Source organism: Kitasatospora sp. NPDC059646 (assembly GCF_042734615.1).
Classification (GTDB): Bacteria; Actinomycetota; Actinomycetes; order Streptomycetales; family Streptomycetaceae; genus Kitasatospora.
In genome coordinates, this window is sequence record NZ_JBHWDS010000011.1 from 137,022 (window position 1) to 160,426 (window position 23,405).

Sequence of the window (23,405 nt, forward strand, 5' to 3'; positions counted from 1 at the left end):
CCCCCGCACACCGACGATGCGGGGGCTTCTTCGTGCACTGAAAGAGGAGAGATGACGCAGGAGTTCAAGGTCGGCGACAAGGTGACGCGGACGACTACCGGTACTCGGGGCACCGTGGCCGGCGGGCCCTTCAACGGGTTCGAAGGCACCTACTACATCGTGACACGCGAGGACGATGGGAAGCAGGTTCCGCTTCCTGCTACCGGCCTCGTTCTCTGCCCCGAGTTCGAGATCGGCGCGTACGTCCTCTTCAACGAGGAGCGGAACAAGGTCGTGGCCGGCCCGTTCAAGGACAAGTACGCGGCATCCCGCCCCTGGTACGTCCTGGAGGACGAAGACGGCTGCCACGAGACGTCGTCCGCGCAGTACCTGAAGCCCGCGCCGACCGCCGAGTCGCTGAAGGTCGGCGACCGGGTGCGCGTGGTGGAGGACGACCCGAACTACGACACCGGGAGGTTCGTCGGCCTGATTGGCACGCTCGCGGGTTCCGGTTCCGACGGTGGCACGACGCCGTTCAAGGTGCGGTTTGGCGACGGCGAGCACGGCGACACCAACGGCACCTGGTACTGCGCCAAGGTTGAGCGCGTCACCGACGAGCCGTCGCCCACCTACACGTACGCCGGCGTCACCTACGACCTGACCGCCGGATACCGGGACACGGACGGTGACGTGTGGCGGTTCAGCACCACCGTGAAGGCGTCGGACGGCGCTCCCGTGGGCCGGTGGTGGGGCGGCGAGCCGGAAGCCGACGACTCGTCGTTGCCCCACGTGGTTCGAAACTACGGCCCCCTGACGAAGGTCACCACCTGATGGCGACCCTCATCATCCGTCCGGACGGTGCCCCCGCGCTGGGGACCGTCCGGGCGCTGGGCGAGCGGGACATGGTGGTCATTGCCCCAGGCGCGACCGAACGCGCCGACTGGGGGCGGTTCTTGGAGGCCATCGGGGTGGCGATCACCCGCGGCGCGAACGTCGTGCATCAGTGGGCGCGACCGTGAACCAGTGGCTGGTCTACATCATCGGCGGACTCTGGGCACTCGGGTCCGTCTCGCTGATCGGGTGGGCGGCGTACGAGGTGGTGCGGCTGTTGGGCCGGATCGTGGAGAAGTGGGAGGAGAAGCACTGATGGCGACGAACGTCTTGCTCGACACCCCGGAAGTCTGGCGCTCCGTCGTCAGGTACCGACACCGGAAGCGGAACCCGGAGATGGTCGGCACGTACGTCCTGGACGCCGTACTCCCCAGCTACCTGGAGGCGTGGGAGGACGTCGTCCACGCCGACGTTCGCGGGCCCTACAACGACCCCGGCACAGCCCGTCGCATGGCTGGGCGTGTGGCATCCGCGCTGGAGGCGGAGACGGCGCGGCAGACGACCCGCCCGGGAGACACGGTCCTGACGCGTCAGATCGTTTCCGTAACGGTCGAGCGTGCCGCGCTCGCGTGGGAAGCATTCGACGTCCGCGACCCGGAGACGGGATGGGGTGGCTGATGGCACGCCGCATGGCCGAAGAGAGTGCCGACGTCTTCCGAGTGAAGATCGTCCGCCGTGTCCGTGCCGGCCACAACCCGAACTATCGATGGGACGGGCCTGACCCGGAGTGGCTGTACACCGAGGAGACGGAAACCGAGTTCCTCGGGCCCTACAGGACGCGGGCTGCTGCTCAGGGGCAGCTGACCTTCCTGACGCACTCCTACAGCCAGTTCGCTGGCGGTCATGTCGTGAACGAGGACATCGTCTCGGCCGCCATCGAGCGTGCTGCGACGGTGTGGGAGGAAGTCGAGTGACCCGCATCCGCCCCGACGCTGAGTGGCTGTACCGCACTGTCGTGGACGACCCGTGCACCCGGCCCGCGCGCTTTGGCGTGCGCGAGCCGTACAGGCAGGGCCGCGTCTTCGGCCCGTACGACACCGTGGCGCAGGCACGCGCGCAGAAGACCGTCGTGGAGAACGCCGGCGGTACGGCGCACATCGAAGAGACAGGGATCGAGTGGGGAGAGTGGGTGCGGTGACTGAGTACCGCGTGATCCAGACCGTCGAAGCCTTCCGCTACTCGGTCGGCAGGGTCTGGGGCCCGTACCTCGAAGAGGTCGACGCGCAGCAGCGCTTGGCCACGCTGAAGTCGTTCGGCGGGGACGGTGTGATCGAGCAGGGCGAGTTCGGCGCCGGGGTGGCGCTGGAGCTGGTCGGGGCTGGCGGCCCGGGAGGGGTGATGGTGGGTGTCTGAGTACGTGAGGGACTCGTTCGGCGTCGACATCGAACCCGGTGACTACATCCTCTCTGCCTCCACCACCCACGGCCGCGTAAAGGTCGGGCGTGCGAAGGCGGGGCGGACGGGGAAGTTGGTCATGACGGTCGACGTCAGCGCCCAGCACGGCGAGCAGGAAGAGACGCACCCGAAGACGGGGCAGCTCGGGTACAACGTGGTCGTCCTCCGGAAGGCGGACGGCTCGGTACCGACGCACGTCGGTGGGCCGGGGAACTGGCTGACGGTCGACGGTGTAGCGCGACAGGTCACGGGATGGGAGTTCCGGGAGAACGACGGGGACGACGACGTCTACCGCGTCTACACGGTTCCCCTGGACGACGAGGCCGAGGGCGGTACCGATGACTGACGAACTGCCGATGGTTCCCGTTGGCACGCCGGCCGACCGCGTCACCGCAGAGCTGGTGCGCAGCCGGTACGCCGAGTACCAGCCTCCAGTGATCGTGATCGCGGGGGAGACCACGACGTCCCCGGTCACTTCCAGCCGCACTCAGGTCGTGATCGCGGATTGGAAGGCGGCGGAGAACCTGGCGTACGAGATCCTGGACGCCGTCAGCCGGTGGCCCGAAGGAGGCACCGATGGGTAACGACGCGAAGAAGCGTGGGACCGAGTGGGAGTCCGCGGTCCGCGCCTACCTCCAGGAACACCACAGCCCCGACGTCCGCCGCAACGTCCAGATGGGGCGGCTCGACATCGGTGACCTGGACGGCTACTACCTTCACGCCACGGAGTGCAAGGACGAACAGACGATCACGCTCTCGTCCTACCTCGCGCAGGCCAACCGAGAAGCGATCAACGCCATGCAGCCCTACGGCTGTGCGATCGTCAAGCGGCGCCGGGCGGGCGTCCAGGCCGGCTACGTCGTCCGCGATCTGGAGACGGACGTCCGGTTGATCAACCGGCTGCGGGACGCGGAGGAGACACTGCTCGCCATCGCGCCGACAGTTCACGCAGATCACGTGCAGCGGCACGGGAAGGGGTACTGATGGCACGCACCGCGACGATCACGTTCACGGCCGCTCTGGAAGTCGTCGAAGACGGCGCCGAATGGGAAGGCGAGGATATGTCGCCCGAGGACGCCCGCGGCTGGGTCAGCCATGCTCTCGCGCGCGGCGACAAGCACGCATGGCAGTTCACCGCGTACGGGGCGTGCGTCACGGCTATCGAGTACGGGCAGCGCGAAGAGGAGGAGTGACGTGGACGAGTACATCAGCTTCTGCAGCAGCCGCGAAGAACGTTGGACGGGGCACCCGTCGAAGCTCGGCGTCCGTCGCGCTATCGAGTACGCGGAGGCTCGCGGCCGGTCGCTGGTCATCTTCGCGGTCGACCACGGGCCGGCTGGCCCCATTTACTACGCGGTGCCTGAGGAGGAGTGGGGCCGCGAGTTCGCCGCGTAGTTCCACCAACGCTTCACGGGGCGCTCTCTTCGGAGGGTGCCCCCTTTCGTCATGCCCGAGGAGAGGAGAGCTGTGCAACTGTCGGATCTGCTGGACCGGCTGACCGGCGTGACGGAGGACCATGACGGCTACCTAGCCCTGTGCCCTGCGCACGCGGATCGTCGGACGCCGAGCCTGAAGATGACCCTTCGCGAGGACGGAAAGCTGCTGATAGTCTGCCGGGCCGGCTGTGAGAAGGACGCGATCCTCCGCGCGCTCCGGCTGCAGGCGTCGGATCTGTTCGACGTCGTCCCCGGCACCGCGACCCGGACTGTCTCCGCCGCCCTGCCCGAGTCCATCGGTCCGGGCGAGATCGCTGCGCTGCGGATGTTCGTGGAGGAGACGGCGGAGGCGCTGAAGTCGTCGCCGGAGGCGATGGAGTACCTGCAGCGCCGCTTTGGCGTCGGCCCAGACCTGGCGGAGGATCTGGAGCTGGGCTTCTGTGCTCCGGGCGACCGGCCGCAGAAGTGGCTGTCCCGTGGCTTCACCCGACACCCGCGAATCACCGTGCCGCTAATGGGCGTTGACGGCATCGCCCGCGGGCTCCAGGGGCGGGACATCGGCGGTGCGTGTCCGGCCCGGTGGGTGTCACTGGCGAACGTGGACAGCCGTGTATGGGCGAAGTGGGGATACCTCTCCGCCGGCGCCGGGTACGACACCGTGCTGATCACCGAGGGCCCGGGTGACGGGCTGACGGCTGCTGCGTGCGGCTATGACGTCGTGGTCATCCGCGGTGCTGGGCTGGCGCAAAGCGCCGGTGTGGTGGCCGAGCTGGCTGCCGCGCTGCGCGGTGCGGATGTTGTCTTCGCGGGTGACGCAGACCGAGCCGGACGGGGCTTCTCGACCGCCCTCGCTCGTGCCCTCGCGGTTGAGGGCATCCGCGGCCGGCAGCTCGTGCTTCCGCGCGAGGGCTGGGATCTGACGGACTGGCGCGAGGACGATCCGGCCGCCTTCCCGGCTGCCCTCCACCGCGCGGTCAAGGCCGCAGAGCCCGTCGACCTGACGGACCCGGAGCCGCCCACTCCTGCGACCCCGGTAGTCGTGGAGGAGTCCGACGACCTTCCGGCTCTCCGCGGCTCCGCGCGCGAGGCCTTCGACGGGACCGACGTCGGCTTGGCTGTGCGCCTGCGCGATTGGATCCGCGCTCAGGGCGGGGGAGTGCGCTACGCCTCCGGGTTGGGCTTCCTCACCTGGGACGGAACAGTGTGGGTGCCCGGTCAGGACCAGGTCCGCCGCGCGCTGCACCGGATGGGCGCGGAGATGATCGCGGAAGGTGGGGACGCGGAGCGCCGGCTCGCGCTGAAGGCGCTGACCAACAGGCACATCGAAGGAATCTTGAAGGAGCTGCCGTCGGTTCCTGGCGTCCCGCTCAGCGCTGACGAGCTGGACGCGGACCCGGAGCTGCTGTCCGTCGTCAACGGCACGATCAACCTCCGCACGGGTACGCTCCAGCCGCACGACCCGGCTGACCTGATTACGAAACGCCTCGCCGTGGCGTACCGGCCGGAGGCCCAGTGCCCTCGCTGGGAGCAGTTCCTCATGGAGGTGTTCCCGAACCACCCGGAGCTTCCCTCGTACGTGCAGCGGCTGATCGGCTACGGCATCACTGGGTTGACCAGCGAGCAGGTGTTCGTCATCCACCACGGCGGAGGGAAGAACGGGAAGACGGTCTACACGTCGACCATCTCCCACGTCTTCCGCGGCATCACCGAGAGCGCCGAGTTCGCCACCTTCGAGAAGAAGCCGGAGGCTGGCCAGGCGTCGCCCGAGCTAGCCCGGCTCCGCGGGTACCGGCTCGTCCTGGCGTCGGAGTCGGAGAAGTATGCGCGCTTGGTCGAGCCGTTGATCAAGCAGTTGACCGGCGACGGCAACAAGGTCACCGTCCGGTTCTTGCATCAAAACTCGTTCACCTACGCCCCGCAGTACCTGTTGCAGGTGGAGACCAACTACAAGCCGGCCATCCTGAGCCAGGACTACGGCATCTGGCGCCGTGTGAAGCTCATCCCGTGGGAAGCAGTCTTTGACGGTGCGGCCCAGGATCGCGGGCTGCAGGGGAAGCTGCGCGCGGAGGCGGAGGGCATCCTCGCCTGGGCTGTCCGCGGGGCCGTCGCATGGTTCACCGACGGGCTCACGGAGCCGTCGTCGATCGCCACCTCCACGCAGGACTACCGCGAGAGCGAGGACCGCTTGGCGGAGTTCATCGCGGCCCGCCTGACGGTGGAGGACGGCGCCCGCATCGCCCCGATGACCCTCCGCCGCGCGTACGCGGACTGGTCGGAGGACGCCGGTTTGAGCCGGAAGGAGACGCTGTCCGGCTGGGCGCTCGGGGTCGAGATGGAAAGCCGCGGGTTCCGCAAACGCAAGGTCGGCGGCCGGTGGGGGTTCGACGGCATCCGCGAGAAGACCGACGCGGAACGCCGAGAGGCAGAGCAGCAGACCGCACCGCCATCCGGCGCCGCGGACATCTTCGGACAGGGACGGACGGAGGCAGCGTGAGGACGCTCCCGCACACCGTGGCGGGGGAGCGCGTGGAGGTCCATGTCCCGGAAGACGCAAGGGACTTGGACCTCTTCCGTTCCTGGGTTCACGGCCAGATCTCTGCCGGCCGCCGAGTCGCAGTCGACACCGAGACGACGGGTCTCGACACCTACCGTTCCGGCTACCGCCTCCGTACCGTCCAGCTCGGCGACGAGCGGACGGCGTGGGTGCTGCGGGTTGAGGTGTCCGCGGAGCTGCTGGAGGCGGCGAGGTGGGCACTGCAGGTGTTGCCCGCGATTGAGATCCACAACGCGCCCTTTGATCTCCTGGTGCTGGACAAGCACGCAGCTATCCCTCTGGAGTTGCTCGGTCCGCGCACGCTGGACACGCGCATCCTCGCCCACCTCTACGACCCGCGGCAGCCGCAGGAAGGCGGCGTCGGGCTCGGTCTGAAGCCCCTGTCTGCACAGCTCGTAGACCCGGAAGCGCCGGACACGCAGGAAGACCTCACTGCCATTTTCCGGTCGCTCGGCTTGACGAAGGCAACCGGGTGGCGAGGCATCCCGATCGACCACCCGACGTATCTCCTGTATGCCGGCTTGGACGTCATCCTGCTCTCGCGTCTTCGGCCCCGGCTGGAGAAGCGACTCGCGGATGCCGGCGTGCGACAGGGGCTCGTCGACTTCGAGCACCGCGTGATGCTGATCTGCGCGAAGATGGAGCGCAGGGGCATGCGAGTCGACCAGGACTACGTGCGCCGTCTCGTCAGTCGGCTGGAGGAGGAAGCGGCCCACCACGCCGCCCGGGCCGCAAAGTTCGGCGTGACGTCCGTGAACGCTACGGCTCAGGTGTCGGCCGCCCTGCTCGGCATGGGCGAGTCGTTGACGGAGCGGACGGCGGGCGGGGCGTACAAGGTCGATAAGGCCATCCTGCTCGACCTGGCCGATCTCGACACGCAGTGGAAGCCCCGCGGAACGCGCACGCCGAATCCGCTCGCGGACGCGGTGTTGCGCTCGAAGAGGGCCGGCAAGTGGAGGACGTCGTACGCCCTGCAGCTCCGTGACGGACTGGACGTCGAAGGGCGCGCGCACTGCAAGATCAACTCTCTCCAGGCGCGCACGGCCCGCATGTCCATCTCGAACCCGCCGCTCCAGCAACTCCCTTCCGGGGACTGGACGATCCGTCGCGCATTGATGGCGGACCCGGGGCACCGCATCATCAGCGTGGACTACTCCGCGGTGGAGATGCGGGTGCTGGCCGCGTTGGCGGACGAGACCACCATGAAGCGGGCAATCGCACAAGGGCGCGACCTCCACGACTTCACCGCAGAGCTGATCTGGGGGCCGCACTTCACGAAGCAGCACCGGAAGATGGGTAAAGGCGTCGGCTTCGGCAAGGTCTACGGTGGTGGTGCGCAGACGTTGAGCCGCCAAACCGGCGCGCCCCTCCCGGAAGTTCAGGCCGCAATTGCCGCCTACGATCGGGTCTATCCGGGGGTCAAACGGTACTCCCGGACGGTGCAGCGAGATGCCCGGGCGCATGGCTATGTGGTATGGACGCCGGCCGGTCGTCGGCTTCCGCTGGACCGCGACCGGGTCTACGCGGCCACCAACTACGCCGTGCAGAGCACTGCGCGCGACGTCCTCTGCCAGGCCCTGATCGACCTGGACGACGCCGGCCTGACGGATCACCTGCTGCTGCCGGTGCACGACGAACTGGTTGCGCAGGCACCGGCCGACGTGGCGGAGGAAGTGGCGCAGGTCATTGGCGAGCACATGGCCATGGACTTCTTCGGCGTCGCGTTGGACACCGACCCGGAAGTAGGCGGCCGAAGCTGGGGCGGGCTGTACATGAAGGACGCCGAGACGATGATCAGGGAGGACGAGTGGTACGCAGCGCACCCGGACGCCGCGCAGCAGCGTGTGCTGTCCCTCGCGGCCTGACGTCGTCTGTCCCATCCCCCGACGGTAGCCCCGGGCGCCGACAGCGACGGGTATGGATCGTACCTGTAGCACGCCGACCAGCAGCGCCGAGCAAGCCCCGGCTACCCCAACTCCTCGGGACATGGGAGGAGTTGGGGTGGTACGGGTGCTTCTACTGTGACACCGGGTTGGAGGACGCGATGGAGGTCGATCACGTCGTCCCGTCTTCCCGTGGCGGGCTGGACGCCTGGCCGAATTTGGTACCGGCCTGCCCGTCGTGCAACGGGCTGAAAAGCGATCAGCTCGTGAGTGTCTTCACAAGTGGAGCGCTCCCGGTCTCTGCGGGGGCGTGAACCCGGAGCGTCACACTCCAACTACTGTGTGCCCGTGACCTGCGGTAACGCCCGCGACACGCCCGGGATTACGGTAATCACATAACAGTACGGTCACGGTCCTGTGTGAGGGTGCACATGCCAGACGGGCAGGTCATGTGCCGTACGACACAAGAATCCGCACGCGCTCGGTATCCCGACGCACTCTCAAATCCGGACAAACAACCCCGTTGCCATCGTTCATTTTTGGACTAGATCCGTTGAGTGAGAGGAAGTCATGACCTACAGTCATCCGCACGCCACGCCGGTCACCTGTACCGACGCGCTATCAGCAGTGCTGCTGTCAGACCTGGCTGAGGTACGCCTACTGCTGGAGCAGGCGAGCGCTGTAGCCGACGTCCGCTCCCTGCGCCCGCCGGTAGACCCCGACAACACTGGCCGGCGAGCGAGCGCCGGCCCCGGACGTCCCACCGAAGACACGGCCCTGGACGACGGGCGACGCCAAGTCGCCGATGAACTCCGAACGGCCGTGCACCACATGCGAGTTGCTGGCGCCCACATCCGCGGATGCAGGGCGGCACTTGATCGAGCCCTCTCGGTATGGGAGGGGGAGCCCTGGACCGAGGGGGAGCAGGATGCGGCAGCAGAGGACTCACGAGCTGGCTGCGACGGGGCATGTAGTGCTCACCGGTCCGATGGAGACGCTCCAGCAGCGCCGGGAGCTGGACCGAGCGGCGCGTGAACTCACCGTGGAGGTGGCGGACCGTCAGGCGCAGTGGCTCTGGGATGCTGACGGGCTGCTCGTGCTGGCCGGCTGGGAGGCGTCCACGGCCGCGCGCTGTGACGTCGCCTGCGCTGAGGACGCACACCTGCTGGTCCATTTCCTGCGTGACCCCCGAGTAGCGAAAACCGACTTGCGGAGCGCATAGCCCGCGGCCCCTGCCCTGATGGGTGGGGGCCGTTGCGTTTCCAGCCCACCCCGTCGTCGGCCGGGTCGACGGGGCGATGCCGCACACCCTCAGCCGCCGCATTTCATGTGACGCAGCTCACATCATCAAACCCAAACAGAGTCGGCTCAGCGCTCAGTAATCGCATTACCACCACCTAAGGAGCGCCCAGATGCAGGAATCGACGACCGTCATCACCGCGGATCTGGTCCAGTCCGCGCAGGCGGGGAACTCCGACGCCATGTGGCAGATCGTGAGCGCGCTGGAGCCGCAGCTCGCCAGCATCGTGGCGACTGTGATGGGCGAGTTCTACCGGGTGCCGCACCACATTCCGATGCGTGAGGACCTCATGCAGGAGGCTCGGGCTGCGCTCATCACCGTGGTGGCGGGGTACGACACCACCGGACCGGCGGCGCTGATGACCCGCGCGTACTGGCCCGTGGTGAATGCTGTGACGACAGCATGGCTGGCGTCCCGCACCGGCCCGAGCGTGTCGATGGCCTCGCTGCTGCGTATTCGTCGTGCACTCGGCAAGGCGCGCGGGGATCGCGAGTACGCGTTCGTGCTTGTGAACCAGCACTGCGAGGAGCAGAAGAAGGGCCGCATGAGCCGTGACCAGTTCGATCACGTGCTGGAGGCGTGGTGGTCGGTCACCGTGGACCTGGACGAGGTGCTGCCCGGCCACAGCACGACCACCATCGCGGACACCATCCCCGACACGTCGACCGCACGCGCTACGCACCTGGCGGAGGTTCGCGACCTGGCCGAGCAGGCGCTGACCAGCATCCTGCCGCGCCGCGCGCTGGTTTTGCGCGGCACCTACGGCGTCGGCATGCCGGAGATGACGGACGAAGAGTTGGCCGGCCACCTCGGCAACGTCGGCCCGTCCCGTGTCCGCGGTATCCGCCGTGAGGCACTGGCGCAGGCACGCACTGTGCTGGGCGCAGCTGCGTAAGGCGTTCATGTACCCCAACGGACCCACCTCCTGAAAGGACACCCCACGATGCGCTACCCCTCGCTCGACTCCTACGACATGGCCGGCGTCCGCGCCGACGAAGCGGCCGGCTACGCCGATGAGGACCGGACCGCGTGGGAGGAGTGGCGCGACGCCGTGGAGCTGGATGCGGCACTCGCACTGCAGTAGCTGCGAAAAACGCCTTTCGATACCCCATCCGATCTGCCCGAGGAGAGACCATGACCGACATCCGAGTCAGCGACCCCGACAGCCCCGGCGCCATGCTGCGGGTGGAGCGCTCCGTGGGCGCCAGCCGCCTGGCCTTCGTCAAGCCGTACGGGAGCTACCGGCGCGGGGTGCACCTGGACACTGCCGAAACCCGTCAGCTCCGTGACGAGCTGAACAAGCTGCTTGGAGAGTCGCCCGAGCCGGCCGACGGACCGTCGGAGTTGGTCGTCCCGCTCCGTGTCTCAGTGGTCCAGGACGAAGACGCCAACGACTTCGCGCGCCGCTCGGCTGCCGCAGAGAAGGCGCGGGAACTGCTGGCCGGCCACGTCGCGCCCGGCTCGTACGGCACCTCCCCGCAGGCCCTGATGCAGCTCGCTGGCTGGCTGCTGGGCGAAACCGACTGACACACCCCCGAAGGGCCCCTGCGAGTGGAGAGCGCAGGGGCCCTTTGTCGTTTCTGGAGGTACACATTGACCCACCGTGTGACCCGGGCCCCTGGCAAGGTGGTCCTCACGGGCCCGGATCGGGATGAGCTGACGCCCGCACAGGCACGCGCCCTTGCGCGGAGGCTGATCGACGCCGCGCGGGACGTCGACCGCCAGGCACCGATAGCGGGGGAGGGTTGGGGGCTGATGAAGCTGTGCTGATGCCTTGTGCCGTACGGCACAAGTCTGCTTCACTGAGGCATCGTCAGATTCCACCGATGCAAGGGAGAGCCTCGTGGAACCAATCGACCAGGCGTTGGCGGACGCGCGGGCCGAGAACACCCGCACCGACACGAAGGCCGGCGCGCTGCTGTCCGGTGGCGGGATCCTCGCTGCCGCGCTCGGCATCGTCACCGGCGGCGGGCACGGCGAGCCGGTGTCCGTGACCGTCGCTGCCGTCCTGCTGGCCGCCGCACTCGTCGCCTCCGCGCTCGTGATCCGGCCGCGACTGAGCGGCGCCGCGCGTGGGAGCTTCACCTACTGGGCGACGCTGGACCGTCGGGCCATCCGCAACGCCGTTGCGGAGGACCACCGGGACGAGCAGTTGGAGTTCATGTCCCAGCTCGTCGTGACGAAGATGTCGCAGCTCCGGATTGCCACCGACCTGACCGTGGCGGCCGTGGTGGCGCTGCTCGTCGCTGCCGCACTGGCGGCCTGAAGGTCCGCCACCCACATCAACCCGACCGAGGAGACCCGCATGGACCGCGACCACGTCATCGAGTTGACCACTCAGACCCTCGACGTCTATTACGACACCCTCGCCGACCCAGCCGACGTCGACACCGACGACCTTGCCGAGGCCATTGTCGGCGTGCTGGAGCGGGCCGGCCTGCTCGTGGCCGCAGACGCCGCCCGCGCGGTGCAGGAGGGCTGACCCATGGCTGACAAGCTCACCGCCGAGTTCGCCCGTCGCCAGATCGCCGGAGCCCGAGCCGACATGGCCCGCGAGACCGAGCGCGTCGCCGAGGCCGCCCGCCACATCCACGCCGACGCCCAGGCCGGCCGAGACGTGACCGGCGACCTGGAGCGGCTCATCCAGTACGCCACCTCCGCGCTCCACCGCGCCGCCCGACTCCGGGGTGCGGAAGAGACGGCTGCCTACCTGACCGCCACCGAGGAAGCCCCGCGATGACTGCCATGCCCATCAGCCCCGACGACATCCCGATCCGCAGCAGGGTCGGCCGTGTCATCCGCACCTCCCCGCTGACCGGCAAGTCGGTCGTCCTGGACGAAGACGACGCCGTTGCCGTGATCGTCCACTTCTGGCCATGGATCGAAGCCAGCGTCCGCGAACAGGTCGCGCAGGAGATCGAGGCCGAGGCGGAGAAGACCGCCGACGAGAACCCCGACGCTGGCCTGTACCTCGCCGCTCGCATCGCCCGCGACGGCTCGAAGCCCGCCACCGAGGAGACCCGGCGATGATCAAGCCCACCGGAACCTGCCCCACCTGCGGACGTCTGCGCGTCCCCCTCACCCCCACCGGCCGCGTCCAGGCGCACTACACGCCCGGTGCCCGCGGCACCAAGTGCAAGGGCGGCCGGCCCGCCACGACCCCCGAGGACCAGCGATGACCCAGCCCGTCCAGCCCCTCGACCTCGACACCATCCAGGCGCGCGCCGTCGAGCACGCCGAGCACCAGACCCGCATGGGCTGGTCGTGCTGCCGGTCCCACGCCAGCGCCGACGACGTGCCCACGCTGATCGCCCGCGTTCGGGAGTTGGAGGCCGTGCTGGGCGACCACCGCCAGGCCCTCCGCGAAAAGCACGCCGAGACCGCCCGCGCGCTGTCCTCCCTCACCCGAGGCGACCTGGAGGACGCCCGCGCCAGGCTCGCCTACCTCACCGCATTCGGCACCTCCGCCACCAGCACGCCCGACGACGCCTGCTGACGGCCCGCCACCCGTACACCGGCCGCGCCCAACACCATCTGACCCAGGAGTATCCATGCCCATCTTCCTTGCCGGCCTGATCCTCGGTGGCGTCAGTGGGGGCGGAACCTACCTCCTCACGGCCGACGGAAGCCTGTCCGCCGTCGTCGCCGGGTGCGTGGCGCTCGCGACCTGGCTCGGCATCGCCTGTGTGATCTTCATCGACGACTGACACTCGGAGGAAACATGACCTACCAGCCTGGCGCCGACGACCTCTGCACCGCCACCTACACCCCGTCGGCCACCGACGACCCCATGTCGTGCACGCTGGAACCGCACCCGATCAGCCCGTACCACGAGTCCGTGCGCGAGGACTACCCCGGATGCCCGTTGGTGTGGCGGGATGGCGTTCCGGGCTCGACCCTGCCGACCGCCCGGCTGGCGGAGGCGTGGGAGCTGGAGGAGGGGGACGTGATCAGCTACCGCGACCACCGGCTGACGGTGGGGGAGGTCATCAGGGACGGCACCGGCGTGGAGATCAGGACCGTCTCCGGGTCGCGGATCGTGGTGGAGTCGTCGCGTCAGTTCCTCGCGCAGCGGGTATAGGTGGTCGGCCGTCAATAGACCGGGCGTCGCTGGGAGTAGAGATTCCGGCGACGCCCGATTTTGTGCGCGCGTGGGACTTGTGCCGTACGGCACAAGTGTGTCATTGTTGGGTCCGTAAGGAACTTGCGGGGCTGAAGGCCGGACTCCGCATCGGTTGAAGGGAAGCGCGCGATGACGACACGCACACCGAAGACGGTACGCGCGGTGGACGAGGCCCCCGTCTGGGTTCGAGACGTCCTGTCCGCCCACCCGGGGCACAGCGTGGCTGAGTTGCTGGAGGGCGCCGGGCTCATGATCAGGGCTGCGGAATGGCTGTCGCGGGAGCCGTCCGTCCACTGGGCCGAGCCCGAGGACTTCGCCGCTGGGCTTGATGCCCTGGAGGGTGCGTTCTCTCACGGGGCGCAGATCATCGCTGCCATCGAACAGTTGACGGCGCAGCACCCCATGCGGAAGGAAGCGCGGCGTGCTGGCGACGCGGATCACGTCGGACTCTTCGTGAAGTACGCCCACGACGGTGCCGAGATCGCACAGCGAGGCCTTCGCCCGGCGCAGGCGGCCGTACGTAACTTGAGTAGCGAACTGCCGTAGCAGCACCTGAGACGGGCAGCCAACATCCGTACACCTGGCCGGGCCCTGCGAGTAGAGAACGCGGGGCCCGGCCCCTTCACAGCACTGATGCACAGATCAGAGGAGAGATGACCCACACCCCCTGGCACATCCGCACTGCCCGCAAGCTCGGTCAGCCCGCCGTCCTGTACGCCGCCCTCGCGCTCAGCGCTCCCGGGGAGTTCAGCCTCGGCGTCATGGCCGGCTGGGACTGGCGCGTGGCGTGGCTCATGCCGGCCGTGCTGTCCCTGTACGCCGCGTGGTCCGCGCGCAACGCACGCGACTGGTCGGCAATCGTGCGCGAGCACCGCACGGCGGGCGACGCCACCCGTGAGAAGGACGCACGGCGCCAGCGTGGCAGTGCAATCCGCGGCGCACTGCTCGCACTCATCGTCGCCACGGCCGCGCAAATCACTGAGCACGTGCTGACGACAGGGGTCGTCGGTCCGCGCGCATGGGTGGTCGTCATCGTCTCCGCGGTGCCGCCGCTCGTCGCCGCGCACGTGCTGCACCTGGACGCACCGCCGACGGACGAGCCGGGGGACGCAGGGCCCGGCGACGACGGACCGGCCGATGCACCGGCGGTGCCCGGACCGGCGGTGCCGCCGAAGGTCGAGATCAACAAGTTGCCCTTGAAGCGGCTGATGTCGAACGTCCTGCAGACACCCGAACTGAAGATCACGTCGGAGCTGCTGTCGATTCCCGACGCCGCGAGGCGGCTTGGCATCCAGTCCAGCACCCTCTACCGTCGCCGAGACGCCGGCACACTGACCGTGCACGAGGGTCCGCGCGGTCGGCAGATGGTGCTGTGGAGCGACCTGCAGCCCGTCAACGCGCTGCCCTAGGGTGCCAGACCGCTGCGTTACGCTGCCCGTGACCGACTGCCCTGGAGGACTTCGTGCCCCGCCCTGTAATCACCCCCGAGGAAGCCGCGGAGCGGCTCGGCATCGCGGACGAGTTCCTGCCGGCCTTCCTCGCGGCCATCGATGCCTGGCGAACTCCGGAGGCCCGTGACACCGAGCTGGCCAAGCTGCGCCAGGACGCGGAGAAGGTCGATGAGATTCTGATCGACGCTGGCATCACCTACCCGCTGGGCGTCGCGGGGGTCCGCGATTTGGCGGGCGCCCTGGAACTGGCCCGCGAGGGTGACGACGCCTGACAACTGTACGGCCCGGTCGGCAACTTGCCGGCCGGGCTTTGGCATGTCCGGACACTTGTGCCGTACGACACAAGATGCAAGGATGACGCCACAAACGAAAGAACCCCGGCGACGCGCCAACGTCCCGGGGTATGGCACTAGGAGTGGGGACTCCGAATGCGTATCCATCGTACCGCGCACAAGTCGCGGTTCACCGTGCTGGGGAACGATCTGTTGCGCCGGCACGAACTCTCGTACTGCGCCCGCGGGCTGCTGGCTTACCTGCTCTCCCTCCCGGACGCCTCCAGGGAGGACGTGCGCACCCTTGCGGCGAAGTCCGTCGAAGGCCGCACGCGGATCGCCGCCGCCCTTCACGAGCTGGAGGCAGCCGGCCACTACGTCCGTCGGACCGACCGTGATCCGATCACTGGGCAGGTGCGGACCCGAGTGGACGTGTACGAGGTCCCGCAGACCGGCAAGTCGCGGCACACGCAACCGCCGCTTCCCGCATCCCCGGCCGCCGGTGGCCCCGGGCCCGGTCGTCCGGGTGTCGGGAAGGCGGGAGCGCCGTCCTTGACGGTAAGGACGCCAGCGAAGGACGTGATGAAAGACCGTCCCTCCGTCCCTCCGGTCGTCACCAAGGCTGACGACGAAGAGGGGCTGCTCGCCGAGTCCGACGCGATCGACCTTGCAGAGGCTCAGGCGGCGTTCTCCGCCCTTCTCGGAGGGCCGGACGGGGATTCGCCTGCACAGACCCCTGCACGGCCGTCAGAACCCGCCCAGAGCCTGCCTGAGGCGGCCCCGCGTCCGACGCGGACGAGCGAAGGTGTCGGCCTGCTGCTCGAGCTCGGCCAGCAGCGCCCGGAGTTGGCGCTGTCCGGCAAGCCGCTGACGGACCAGGGCGCCATGGTAGAGGGGCTGCTTGCCGCCGGCTGGCCGCGCGAGGTGCTGCTCTCGTCCCTGTCCGCGCCGCTTCCGGCCAAGATCTTCAAGACCGTCGCGGCAGTCCTGGCCGGCAGGATCGCCGCGTTCCCCGTCAACCCGCCGGCGGACCTGCAGACCGCGGAGCCGAAGAAGCCCGCCACGCCGCGGGTGGAGCGCTTCGAGTGCGACGACTGCCGTGCGCCCGGGCAGACCTACATCGGGTTGTGCCCGAAGTGCCGGGGCGTCGCCCCGCAGCCCGCCCGTACGGGCGTTGTGGTGCCCGGAGGTTGGCGGACCATGCTGGCGGAAACCCCTTGACCCGGCTCTACCCTGGAGGAATGGCAATGCCTACTGACCCTACGCTGCCCGTCGGGGCGCGGATCCAGCTGTACAGGGAGCGCGCGGGCAAGTCCCGCGCCGTCGTGGCCGGACTGATGGGCCGGTCCACGGAGTGGCTCAAGAGCATCGAGAATGGGCGCCGACTGCCGCCCCAGCTGCCGGTGTTGATGAAATTGGCGGAGCACATCGGGGTGACCGACCTGACGGACCTGGTCGGTGCCGTCCCCGGCATCCAGGCGCTGACGGCCGGCGCAGAGCACCCCGCACTCGCCGCTGTTCGTCGTGCGGTCGATGCGGCGCCGCTCGTGATGCCGTCAGGGCCGGCGCCCGACGTCCGCCAGGTGGCCGCTCGGGTGGCCCGCGCGTGGGCTCTGCGGGACGCCAGCGGTGCCCACCGCACGGCACTGGGCGGCGTCCTCCCGGACCTGATCGCAGCAGCGTCCGTCGCGGCGTCGCACCCGGAGTGCGCCGACCGTCGGCAGGCGGAAGCGCTGTACGCCTCGGTGCTGACCCTCGGTCAGATGTACGCGGCCTACCAGGGTGACGGCAATCTGGTGTGGCGGCTGGCTGAGCGCGCCCTCGCTACCGCCCGCGGGTCGGGCGACGTGGTGATCGTGGCTCAGGCCGCATGGTTCCTGGTGGAAGCGATGCGAGCCGCCGGCCAGTGGGACAGTGCGCACACCGTGGCGGAAGAGGCGCTACGGCTGCTGGACCCGGTCCGTGGTGACTCGCAGGAGCTGACCGGGGCGTGGGCGTCGATCGCCTTCCAAGAGGCTGCCACGTACGCCGTAGAGGGCAGCGCGGGGCAGGCGTGGCACTGGTTCGACCGGGCCGCGGAGGGTGCCGAGACGCTGCCGGCTGGCTACTGGCACTCGCCGACGTCCGTAGCTGGCCGGATCGTGCCGGTGCACGCGGTGACGGTCGCGGTCGAGCTGCGGCAGGTCGGTACTGCACTGCGCTGGGCAGATCGCATCTCGGCGGACGACCTTCCTGCGCGTCCCCGGCAAGGGCGGCACTTGATCGAAACTGCACGGGCCCATGCTCTTCGTGGCGAATCGCGTCAGGTGCTGGAGATGCTGACGGACGCCAATGCGGCGGCGCCGGAGACGCTCCGGTGGAATGGGTATGCCCGCGGCATGGCCCGCGACCTGCTGACCGGTCCACAGTCGATTCGATCGGACGCGCGGGATCTCGCACTGGCGATCGGTGTTGCCGCCTGAGGCGGATGGGGCGGAGATGGAAAGGGGGTACAACGTGTACCCCCTCACTCCCTATCCAGCGCGTACCGTCATGAATGTCAGGATTCGGGCGGAAGGGGCTGCTGTGGCTGCACGTACGTGCCCTTCGCGGGGAGTGTGGTCACCAGTCCTCGGTCACGAAGTTCCTTCACGGCGCGCCGGGCCGTGAGGTATGCGACGCCGTAGAGCGCGGCGATATCGCGTTCGCTCGGCAACATCGCCCCGGACTTGAGGCGGCCGGCCGTGATCTGCGCCGCGATGTCGTCCGCCACCTGCATGTAGACGTACACGGGGCGGGACGGGTCAACGGCGCCGGGACGGGGTGCTTCCACTCTTCCAGGGTTGCGCGTCGCCAAGCTATCCACGGGTATGGGTAGCTCTACATAGCTGCGTGAAGCAGTACATAGCAGTACCCTGAACAGCAGGAAACCCCCGCGGTCGTTGTGAGCGGCCCGGGGGTGTGGCCGACCGGAAGGGGTCGACATGGGCCAGGCTACTACTCGGCTGCCCGTCGGAGTGCTCTCGCACGAGGAAGCGGAAGCGCTCACACCGGCGCAGCTCCACGGAGAGCAGTGTCGGATGGGCACGGACTGCCCGCCGCCGTTCCAGCCCGCCGGACACGTCTACACCGCGCCGTCTGAGCCCGGGGCCCCGCTCGGCTGGGCGACGGTGCTGTGCCGGCTTCACGCGGCCGTGGAAGACCGCTTCGTCCCGCGCCTGATGGGGCCGGAGGACCCGTACCCGGGCCTGTGGGGCGTGTGGGACCGAGGGACGTGGGCTTTGGCCGGCGGGGAGGTCGACGCCTACACCACGAAGTCGTCGGCCATGGAGGCGCGGTGGCGGCTGCGAAACCTGAACCACCTCGACTGAGGCGCCGACGCGGGCAGTCCAGGTACCGGAACAGAGACTCGGAGAGGTCAGTGGGGGAGCGCAAGTTGTATCGGGTCGTGGGGATCGTCCGCGACCCGAACCGGGTAGAGAAGCACGTGACGACCGAGCTGTACGCGCGCGACGAGTCCGACGCCGGGCACAGAGGTGAACTCGCGCTGGAGAAGTCCAGCGGGCGCGGCGTGAGCGACGTCGGCGTGGAGGAGGTAGCCGAGCCACCGGAGCCCAAGACGCGGCGCTGGTGACCCCCTAGACGTCCTCCAGCCGTTCGCGGCGGGGGACTGAGCGAAGCCCCGGGAAGCGACACTTGGCGGTGTCTCCCGGGGCTTCGTGCTGTGCTGCCCACACTTCGACGACAGGCGCCCAGTTAGACTCACTACCGGTACCTGAACCGGTACCTAGGTGTTCCGTTACTGTTCGGCATGGTGATGGGCAATCTCGCCGCCACCTCGCACGGCGCCTGCACGGTCGTTCCCGCCCCCGCGTTCGACGCCGCCGCCACCCTCGCCGCGGTCGCCGCCGAGCGCTGCACCTCGCTGTACGGCGTGCCCACCATGTTCATCGCCGAACTCGCCGACCCGCGCTTCGACCGGTACGACCTGGGCAGCCTGCGCACCGGCATCATGGCCGGCGCGCCCTGCCCGATCGAGGTGATGAAGGACGTCATCGGCCGGATGGGCATGACCGAGGTGTCCATCTGCTACGGCATGACCGAGACCTCCCCGGTCTCCACCCAGACCCGCGCCGACGACTCGATCGAGCGCCGGGTCTCCACCGTCGGCCGGGTCGGGCCGCACCTGGAGGTGAAGGTCGTCGACCCGGTCACCGGCGAGACCGTGCCGCGCGGCGAGACCGGCGAACTCTGCACCCGCGGCTACTCGGTGATGCTCGGCTACTGGGGCGAGCCCGGGCAGACCGCGGAGGCGATCGACGCCGACGGCTGGATGCACACCGGCGACCTCGCCGTGATGGACGAGGACGGCTACCTGAGCATCACCGGCCGCAGCAAGGACATGGTGATCCGCGGCGGCGAGAACGTCTACCCCCGGGAGATCGAGGAGTTCCTGTACACGCACCCCGACGTGCTCGACGTCCAGGTGATCGGCGTCCCCGACGAGAAGTACGGCGAGGAGCTGATGGCCTGGGTCCGGATGCGCGAGGGCGCCCGCCCGCTCACCGCCGAAGCCGTACGGGAGTACTGCACCGGCCGGCTCGCCCGCTTCAAGATCCCGCGCTACGTGCACGTGGTCGACGACTTCCCGATGACCGTCACCGGCAAGATCCGCAAGGTCGAGATGCGCGAACGGGCGGCCCGGCTGCTGCACGGCTGACCACCCGTCAGGAGGCCCCCGGACGGCGGAGTCCCGGCCGGTCGCGGCGGGCGGACGGCGCCCGGGCGGAGAGGATCGGGGGGTGCCCGCCCTCGCCGTCCTGCTCGCCGTGCTCGGCGCCCTCTCCAACGCCGCCGGGACCGCCTTCCAGCGCAAGGCCGCCGCCGCGGTCGGCAGCGGCGGCGGCCTGCGCTTCCTGCTCACCCTGGCCCGCGACCCGGCCTGGCTGGCCGGCATCGCCGGGGTGGCCGGCGCGGCCCTGTTCCAGGCCCTGGCGCTCACCTTCGGGCCGCTGGCCCTGGTGCAGCCGGTGTTCGTGCTGGAGCTGCCGTTCGCCCTGCTGATCGCCGCGCCGCTGCTCAACCGCCGCCTCCCGGCGGCGGGTTGGGCCGGCGTCGGGGCGGTGGTCGGCGGGCTCGCGGTGTTCCTCGGCAGCGCCGCGCCGTCCGGGGCCACCGACCAGGCGCCGATGAGCCGCTGGCTGCCCGTGCTGGCCGGCTGCTCCGGCCTGATGGCCGCCGCCGTCCTCGCCTCCCGGCGCCGGCGCGCCCCGCTGTTCCGGGCGGCCGCGCTCGGCAGCGCCGCGGCCGTCGGCAACGCGCTGACCGCGGCCCTGCTGAAGTCCGCGACCGGTGCCTTCGCCGACCACGGACCGGGCGCGTTCTTCGCCGCCTGGCAGACCTACGGCTTCGCCCTCACCGGCATCGCCGCCGTCCTGCTGCTGGAGAACGCCCTGCAGGCCGGCCCGCTGGCCGCCTCGCAGCCCGCCCTCACCATCGGCGACGCCGGGGTCAGCCTGCTGCTCGGCGTGGTGCTCTTCGAGGAGACCGTCCGCACCGGCTGGTGGCTGCTGCCCGAACTGCTCGGGGCCGCCGCGGTGGTGGGCGGCGTGCTCGTCCTGGTGCGGGCCGTTCCGCACGTGCACGAGGTGGTCCGGTCGGCGAAGTGAACGGCTTCGCCGACCGGACCGGTTCGACCGGGGGCTCTCAGAAGATGAGCTTCCAGTCGTCGATGTAGCCCGAGTCGCCCTTGTACAGGTCCTGCGCCCGGAGCCGCCAGGTGCCGCTGGCGAGCTGCGCGGAGGCGTCCACGGTGTAGGTCTCGACGATGTTGTCCGCCGAGTCGCCCAGGTTGGCCTTCTTCAGCGAGTACACCGCGCCGTCGGGCCCGACCAGGTCGAGGACCACGTCACCGCGCCAGGTGTGCTTGACGTCCACGCCGACCTTCAGGTCGCTCGGCGCGTTGCCGTCCAGGCCGGTGACCGCGATGTCCGAGAAGACCGCCGCGCCCTTGTCCGGGATCGGCACGTCGGCGGGGTTCTCGACGATGGCCCGGGCGATCTTCCAGGTGAACGTCGCCGTGGCACGGCTGTTGTGCGAGGCCTGGGCCGTGACGGTGACCTGGTAGGTGCCCGGCGTGGTCGGCGTGCCGGTGACCTTGCCGGTGACCGGGTGCAGCTTCAGGCCGTCCGGCAGCCCCTCCGCGTGGAAGGTGAGCCGGCCCGGGTTGATGTCGGTGGCCTGGATCTGCAGCTCGACGGGCGTGTTGACCGCACTGATCTGCGCGGCCGGCGGCGTCAGCATGATGCCGTCGACGGACCGGGGGCCGACGTTGATGCCGGCCCAGGCGTTGGCGGTGTTCATGTACGTCACGCTGTTCGCGCCGTACAGGTCGGCGGCGGCCTGCAGGGTCGCGACGCGGGCCGCGGCGTAGTTGGTGGAGGAGGTCATGTAGGTGGTCAGCGCCCGGTACCAGATCTTGGCGGCGGCCTCCCGGCCGATGCCGGTGACGGGCAGGCCGTCGGCGGTCGGGGAGTCGTAGTTCACGCCGTTGACGGTCTTGGCACCGCTGCCCTCGGAGGCCAGGTAGAACCAGTGGTTGGCCGGGCCGGAGGAGTAGTGCACGTCGATCGAGCCGAGGTCGGCGGACCAACTGTCCCTGGACCGGCCGTCCTTGGAGGGCTTGTCCATGTAGCGCAGCGGGCTGCCGTCGCCCCGGATGTTGATCTTCTCGCCGACCAGGTAGTCGCCCTTGTCCTCGGGGTTGTTCGCCCAGAACTCGATGGCGGCGGCCATGATGTCGGAGGTGGCCTCGTTCAGGCCGCCGGACTCGCCGCTGTAGATCAGGTCGGCGGTGGCGGAGGTGACGCCGTGGGTCATCTCGTGCGCGCCGACGTCGATCGAGGTCAGCGGGTTGACGTTGCCCGTGCCGTCGCCGTAGGTCATGCAGAAGCAGCCGTCGTCCCAGAACGCGTTCACGTAGTTCTTGCTGTAGTGCACCCGGGTGTAGGCGCCGACGCCGTCGTCCTTGATGCCGTTGCGGCCGTGGACGGCCTTGTAGTAGTCCCAGGTGAGCTGGGCGCCGTAGGCGGCGTCCACCGCGGCCGTCTGCCGGTTGGCGACGGTGCCGTCGCCCCAGGTGTCGGTCGGGTTGGTGAACAGCGTCTTGGTGCTGGTGGTGCCGTTCAGGTCGTACGTGCTGTGGCCGCCGCGGGCGGGGTCGGTCATCGCGAAGCCGCCGCCCGCCGCCGGTGAGGTGCCGATGGTGACCTGGCCGGAGTACCGGCTGTTGCCGACGCCGGTCTCGATGCCCTGGTACTCGAAGATCTTCTTGCCGGTGTCGGCGTCGGTGATGACGTGCAACTCGGACGGCGTGCCGTCCTCCTGAGTGCCGGTCACGACCGTCTCCCAGGCCAGGCGCGGGGTGCCGGACGCGGCCCAGACCACCTGTCGGCCGTTCTCGGCGGCCGGGTCGGCGACCTTCGCGCCGTCGGCGCTGTCGAGGGCGAGGCCCTTCGCGGCCTCGGCGCTCTCCTTGGGCGTGGTGTCGACGGCGATGTTCGCCTCGGTGGCCTTGGTGACCCCCTTCGTGGAGCCGTCCGGGGCGGTGTGGACGACCAGGTCGCCGCCGAGGACCGGAAGTCCGGCGAAGGTCCGCTCGTAGCGGGTGTGCAGGCTGCCGTCCGCGTCCTTGGTGACCGCCTTGGCGATCAGCGCCTCCTCGGAGCCCAGGTTCAGCGCCCTGGCGGTCTCCGCCCGGTTCGCGTCGGCGGCGGCCAGCAACTCGCCGCGCTGCGAGGCCGAGAGCTCCACCGGCAGCGCCCCGGCGAAGGCCTGCACCTCGGCGGGGGCGGCGGCAGGGCTGTCCTCGGCGGCGGCGAGGCCGGCCGGCAGAGCAGCCGCGATCATCGCGGCGCCGGCCAGCAGCGCGCCCGCGGTGACGGACTTTCGGGAGGATCGAGTCACACGGAACTCCTTCTGCGACGGCCGGGTCTGGGCGGCCGGAGTCAGCCGGGCGGACTGGGGTGATGCCGCCCGGTAGAGCTGGTGGTTCGAGTGGGTGGAACGGTGCCCGACGTGCTCGCCGCGTCGCGGGGTGCGCGTGCGACTGCACGGGTGCCTGCGGCGATGGGACGGTACAGT

Annotated in this window: 37 protein-coding genes and 1 pseudogene; 36 read left to right on the forward strand and 2 right to left on the reverse strand. The window is 69.5% G+C overall.

Annotated elements, in window-relative coordinates:
* The first annotated feature begins 51 nt into the window (after nt 1-51).
* The 32 genes from ACFV1L_RS10430 to ACFV1L_RS10585 all read left to right on the forward strand — a co-directional run bounded on the left by ACFV1L_RS10430 (nt 52) and on the right by ACFV1L_RS10585 (nt 17,746).
* Nucleotides 52-810, forward strand: coding sequence for a phiSA1p31-related protein (locus ACFV1L_RS10430; RefSeq protein WP_380364794.1), 759 nt, complete (start codon nt 52-54; stop codon nt 808-810).
* Nucleotides 810-998, forward strand: coding sequence for a hypothetical protein (locus ACFV1L_RS10435; RefSeq protein ID WP_380364796.1), 189 nt, complete (start codon nt 810-812; stop codon nt 996-998). Before ACFV1L_RS10430 ends, ACFV1L_RS10435 begins: the two co-directional genes overlap by 1 nt.
* Nucleotides 995-1,126, forward strand: coding sequence for a hypothetical protein (locus ACFV1L_RS10440; RefSeq protein WP_380364798.1), 132 nt, complete (start codon nt 995-997; stop codon nt 1,124-1,126). The genes ACFV1L_RS10435 and ACFV1L_RS10440 overlap by 4 nt, the downstream gene beginning before the upstream one ends.
* On the forward strand, nt 1,126-1,488 hold the full coding sequence (locus tag ACFV1L_RS10445) for a hypothetical protein (RefSeq protein ID WP_380364799.1): 363 nt from the start codon (nt 1,126-1,128) through the stop codon (nt 1,486-1,488). Before ACFV1L_RS10440 ends, ACFV1L_RS10445 begins: the two co-directional genes overlap by 1 nt.
* A complete protein-coding gene (locus tag ACFV1L_RS10450; RefSeq protein ID WP_380364801.1) occupies nt 1,488-1,784 on the forward strand; it encodes a hypothetical protein in 297 nt (98 codons plus the stop codon). The genes ACFV1L_RS10445 and ACFV1L_RS10450 overlap by 1 nt, the downstream gene beginning before the upstream one ends.
* Entirely contained in the window at nt 1,781-2,008 is a 228-nt protein-coding gene (locus ACFV1L_RS10455) for a hypothetical protein (RefSeq protein WP_380364803.1), read from the forward strand. The genes ACFV1L_RS10450 and ACFV1L_RS10455 overlap by 4 nt, the downstream gene beginning before the upstream one ends.
* Complete coding sequence (locus ACFV1L_RS10460) at nt 2,005-2,223, forward strand: hypothetical protein (protein WP_380364805.1); 219 nt, start codon at nt 2,005-2,007, stop codon at nt 2,221-2,223. Before ACFV1L_RS10455 ends, ACFV1L_RS10460 begins: the two co-directional genes overlap by 4 nt.
* Nucleotides 2,216-2,611 (forward strand): hypothetical protein, encoded by a 396-nt coding sequence (locus ACFV1L_RS10465; protein ID WP_380364807.1) that lies wholly within the window; start codon nt 2,216-2,218, stop codon nt 2,609-2,611. Before ACFV1L_RS10460 ends, ACFV1L_RS10465 begins: the two co-directional genes overlap by 8 nt.
* Nucleotides 2,604-2,849: a hypothetical protein gene (locus ACFV1L_RS10470; protein WP_380364809.1), complete on the forward strand. Its 246-nt coding sequence runs from the start codon at nt 2,604-2,606 to the stop codon at nt 2,847-2,849. The genes ACFV1L_RS10465 and ACFV1L_RS10470 overlap by 8 nt, the downstream gene beginning before the upstream one ends.
* A complete protein-coding gene (locus ACFV1L_RS10475; protein ID WP_380364811.1) occupies nt 2,842-3,249 on the forward strand; it encodes a hypothetical protein in 408 nt (135 codons plus the stop codon). The genes ACFV1L_RS10470 and ACFV1L_RS10475 overlap by 8 nt, the downstream gene beginning before the upstream one ends.
* Nucleotides 3,249-3,458 carry a hypothetical protein gene (locus tag ACFV1L_RS10480; RefSeq protein WP_380364812.1) on the forward strand — a complete coding sequence of 70 codons (210 nt, stop codon included), beginning with the start codon at nt 3,249-3,251 and terminating at the stop codon, nt 3,456-3,458. Before ACFV1L_RS10475 ends, ACFV1L_RS10480 begins: the two co-directional genes overlap by 1 nt.
* Nucleotide 3,459: 1 nt before the next feature.
* Complete coding sequence (locus tag ACFV1L_RS10485) at nt 3,460-3,660, forward strand: hypothetical protein (protein ID WP_380364814.1); 201 nt, start codon at nt 3,460-3,462, stop codon at nt 3,658-3,660.
* Nucleotides 3,661-3,732: 72 nt separating this feature from the next.
* Complete coding sequence (locus ACFV1L_RS10490; RefSeq protein WP_380364816.1) at nt 3,733-6,195, forward strand: phage/plasmid primase, P4 family; 2,463 nt, start codon at nt 3,733-3,735, stop codon at nt 6,193-6,195.
* A 65-nt stretch (nt 6,196-6,260) separates the two neighbouring features.
* Nucleotides 6,261-8,120, forward strand: a complete 1,860-nt coding sequence (locus ACFV1L_RS10495) for a DNA polymerase (protein ID WP_380364818.1) — start codon at nt 6,261-6,263, stop codon at nt 8,118-8,120.
* On the forward strand, nt 8,063-8,452 hold the full coding sequence (locus ACFV1L_RS10500) for an HNH endonuclease (RefSeq protein WP_380364820.1): 390 nt from the start codon (nt 8,063-8,065) through the stop codon (nt 8,450-8,452). The genes ACFV1L_RS10495 and ACFV1L_RS10500 overlap by 58 nt, the downstream gene beginning before the upstream one ends.
* A gap of 674 nt (nt 8,453-9,126) precedes the next feature.
* A complete protein-coding gene (locus tag ACFV1L_RS10505; protein ID WP_380364822.1) occupies nt 9,127-9,360 on the forward strand; it encodes a hypothetical protein in 234 nt (77 codons plus the stop codon).
* Nucleotides 9,361-9,550: 190 nt separating this feature from the next.
* On the forward strand, nt 9,551-10,333 hold the full coding sequence (locus ACFV1L_RS10510) for a hypothetical protein (RefSeq protein WP_380364824.1): 783 nt from the start codon (nt 9,551-9,553) through the stop codon (nt 10,331-10,333).
* Between the two features lie 48 nt (nt 10,334-10,381).
* Nucleotides 10,382-10,522 carry a hypothetical protein gene (locus ACFV1L_RS10515; RefSeq protein WP_380364826.1) on the forward strand — a complete coding sequence of 47 codons (141 nt, stop codon included), beginning with the start codon at nt 10,382-10,384 and terminating at the stop codon, nt 10,520-10,522.
* A gap of 50 nt (nt 10,523-10,572) precedes the next feature.
* Complete coding sequence (locus ACFV1L_RS10520; RefSeq protein WP_380364827.1) at nt 10,573-10,965, forward strand: hypothetical protein; 393 nt, start codon at nt 10,573-10,575, stop codon at nt 10,963-10,965.
* Nucleotides 10,966-11,281: 316 nt separating this feature from the next.
* Entirely contained in the window at nt 11,282-11,704 is a 423-nt protein-coding gene (locus ACFV1L_RS10525; protein ID WP_380364829.1) for a Pycsar system effector family protein, read from the forward strand.
* Between the two features lie 39 nt (nt 11,705-11,743).
* Complete coding sequence (locus tag ACFV1L_RS10530; RefSeq protein ID WP_380364831.1) at nt 11,744-11,920, forward strand: hypothetical protein; 177 nt, start codon at nt 11,744-11,746, stop codon at nt 11,918-11,920.
* A 3-nt stretch (nt 11,921-11,923) separates the two neighbouring features.
* The gene (locus tag ACFV1L_RS10535) at nt 11,924-12,178 is read left to right on the forward strand and encodes a hypothetical protein (protein WP_380364833.1); all 255 of its coding nucleotides are present in this window, start codon (nt 11,924-11,926) and stop codon (nt 12,176-12,178) included.
* Entirely contained in the window at nt 12,175-12,468 is a 294-nt protein-coding gene (locus ACFV1L_RS10540) for a hypothetical protein (protein WP_380364835.1), read from the forward strand. The genes ACFV1L_RS10535 and ACFV1L_RS10540 overlap by 4 nt, the downstream gene beginning before the upstream one ends.
* Nucleotides 12,465-12,617 (forward strand): hypothetical protein, encoded by a 153-nt coding sequence (locus tag ACFV1L_RS10545; RefSeq protein ID WP_380364837.1) that lies wholly within the window; start codon nt 12,465-12,467, stop codon nt 12,615-12,617. Before ACFV1L_RS10540 ends, ACFV1L_RS10545 begins: the two co-directional genes overlap by 4 nt.
* Nucleotides 12,614-12,934, forward strand: a complete 321-nt coding sequence (locus ACFV1L_RS10550) for a hypothetical protein (RefSeq protein WP_380364839.1) — start codon at nt 12,614-12,616, stop codon at nt 12,932-12,934. The genes ACFV1L_RS10545 and ACFV1L_RS10550 overlap by 4 nt, the downstream gene beginning before the upstream one ends.
* 55 nt (nt 12,935-12,989) lie before the next feature.
* Nucleotides 12,990-13,145: a hypothetical protein gene (locus tag ACFV1L_RS10555; RefSeq protein ID WP_380364841.1), complete on the forward strand. Its 156-nt coding sequence runs from the start codon at nt 12,990-12,992 to the stop codon at nt 13,143-13,145.
* A 14-nt stretch (nt 13,146-13,159) separates the two neighbouring features.
* A complete protein-coding gene (locus ACFV1L_RS10560) occupies nt 13,160-13,519 on the forward strand; it encodes a hypothetical protein (RefSeq protein WP_380364843.1) in 360 nt (119 codons plus the stop codon).
* Between the two features lie 171 nt (nt 13,520-13,690).
* Nucleotides 13,691-14,107 carry a hypothetical protein gene (locus tag ACFV1L_RS10565; RefSeq protein WP_380364845.1) on the forward strand — a complete coding sequence of 139 codons (417 nt, stop codon included), beginning with the start codon at nt 13,691-13,693 and terminating at the stop codon, nt 14,105-14,107.
* Between the two features lie 107 nt (nt 14,108-14,214).
* Complete coding sequence (locus ACFV1L_RS10570; protein WP_380364847.1) at nt 14,215-14,970, forward strand: hypothetical protein; 756 nt, start codon at nt 14,215-14,217, stop codon at nt 14,968-14,970.
* A 53-nt stretch (nt 14,971-15,023) separates the two neighbouring features.
* The gene (locus tag ACFV1L_RS10575) at nt 15,024-15,284 is read left to right on the forward strand and encodes a hypothetical protein (protein ID WP_380364848.1); all 261 of its coding nucleotides are present in this window, start codon (nt 15,024-15,026) and stop codon (nt 15,282-15,284) included.
* A 156-nt stretch (nt 15,285-15,440) separates the two neighbouring features.
* Nucleotides 15,441-16,505, forward strand: a complete 1,065-nt coding sequence (locus ACFV1L_RS10580) for a hypothetical protein (protein ID WP_380364850.1) — start codon at nt 15,441-15,443, stop codon at nt 16,503-16,505.
* Nucleotides 16,506-16,531: 26 nt separating this feature from the next.
* Entirely contained in the window at nt 16,532-17,746 is a 1,215-nt protein-coding gene (locus tag ACFV1L_RS10585) for a helix-turn-helix domain-containing protein (RefSeq protein ID WP_380364851.1), read from the forward strand.
* A 77-nt stretch (nt 17,747-17,823) separates the two neighbouring features.
* On the opposite strand, the gene ACFV1L_RS10590 is transcribed toward ACFV1L_RS10585, so the two are convergent.
* The gene (locus ACFV1L_RS10590; protein ID WP_380364852.1) at nt 17,824-18,054 is read right to left on the reverse strand and encodes a winged helix-turn-helix domain-containing protein; all 231 of its coding nucleotides are present in this window, start codon (nt 18,052-18,054) and stop codon (nt 17,824-17,826) included.
* 289 nt (nt 18,055-18,343) lie between these two features.
* On the opposite strand from ACFV1L_RS10590, the gene ACFV1L_RS10595 reads away from it, so the two are divergent.
* The 4 genes and pseudogenes from ACFV1L_RS10595 (at nt 18,344) to ACFV1L_RS10610 (ending at nt 20,932) form a co-directional block, all read left to right on the forward strand.
* Entirely contained in the window at nt 18,344-18,634 is a 291-nt protein-coding gene (locus ACFV1L_RS10595) for a hypothetical protein (protein WP_380364853.1), read from the forward strand.
* Nucleotides 18,635-18,684: 50 nt separating this feature from the next.
* Nucleotides 18,685-18,897 carry a hypothetical protein gene (locus ACFV1L_RS10600; protein WP_380364854.1) on the forward strand — a complete coding sequence of 71 codons (213 nt, stop codon included), beginning with the start codon at nt 18,685-18,687 and terminating at the stop codon, nt 18,895-18,897.
* A gap of 171 nt (nt 18,898-19,068) precedes the next feature.
* Nucleotides 19,069-19,983 (forward strand): annotated as a pseudogene (locus ACFV1L_RS10605) (AMP-binding protein); the annotation flags it as partial.
* An 82-nt stretch (nt 19,984-20,065) separates the two neighbouring features.
* Nucleotides 20,066-20,932, forward strand: a complete 867-nt coding sequence (locus ACFV1L_RS10610) for a DMT family transporter (protein WP_380364855.1) — start codon at nt 20,066-20,068, stop codon at nt 20,930-20,932.
* Nucleotides 20,933-20,969: 37 nt separating this feature from the next.
* Here the strand turns inward: ACFV1L_RS10610 and ACFV1L_RS10615 are convergent, their stop codons facing one another.
* Nucleotides 20,970-23,171 (reverse strand): M4 family metallopeptidase, encoded by a 2,202-nt coding sequence (locus ACFV1L_RS10615; protein WP_380364877.1) that lies wholly within the window; start codon nt 23,169-23,171, stop codon nt 20,970-20,972.
* Nucleotides 23,172-23,405 lie beyond the last annotated feature (234 nt).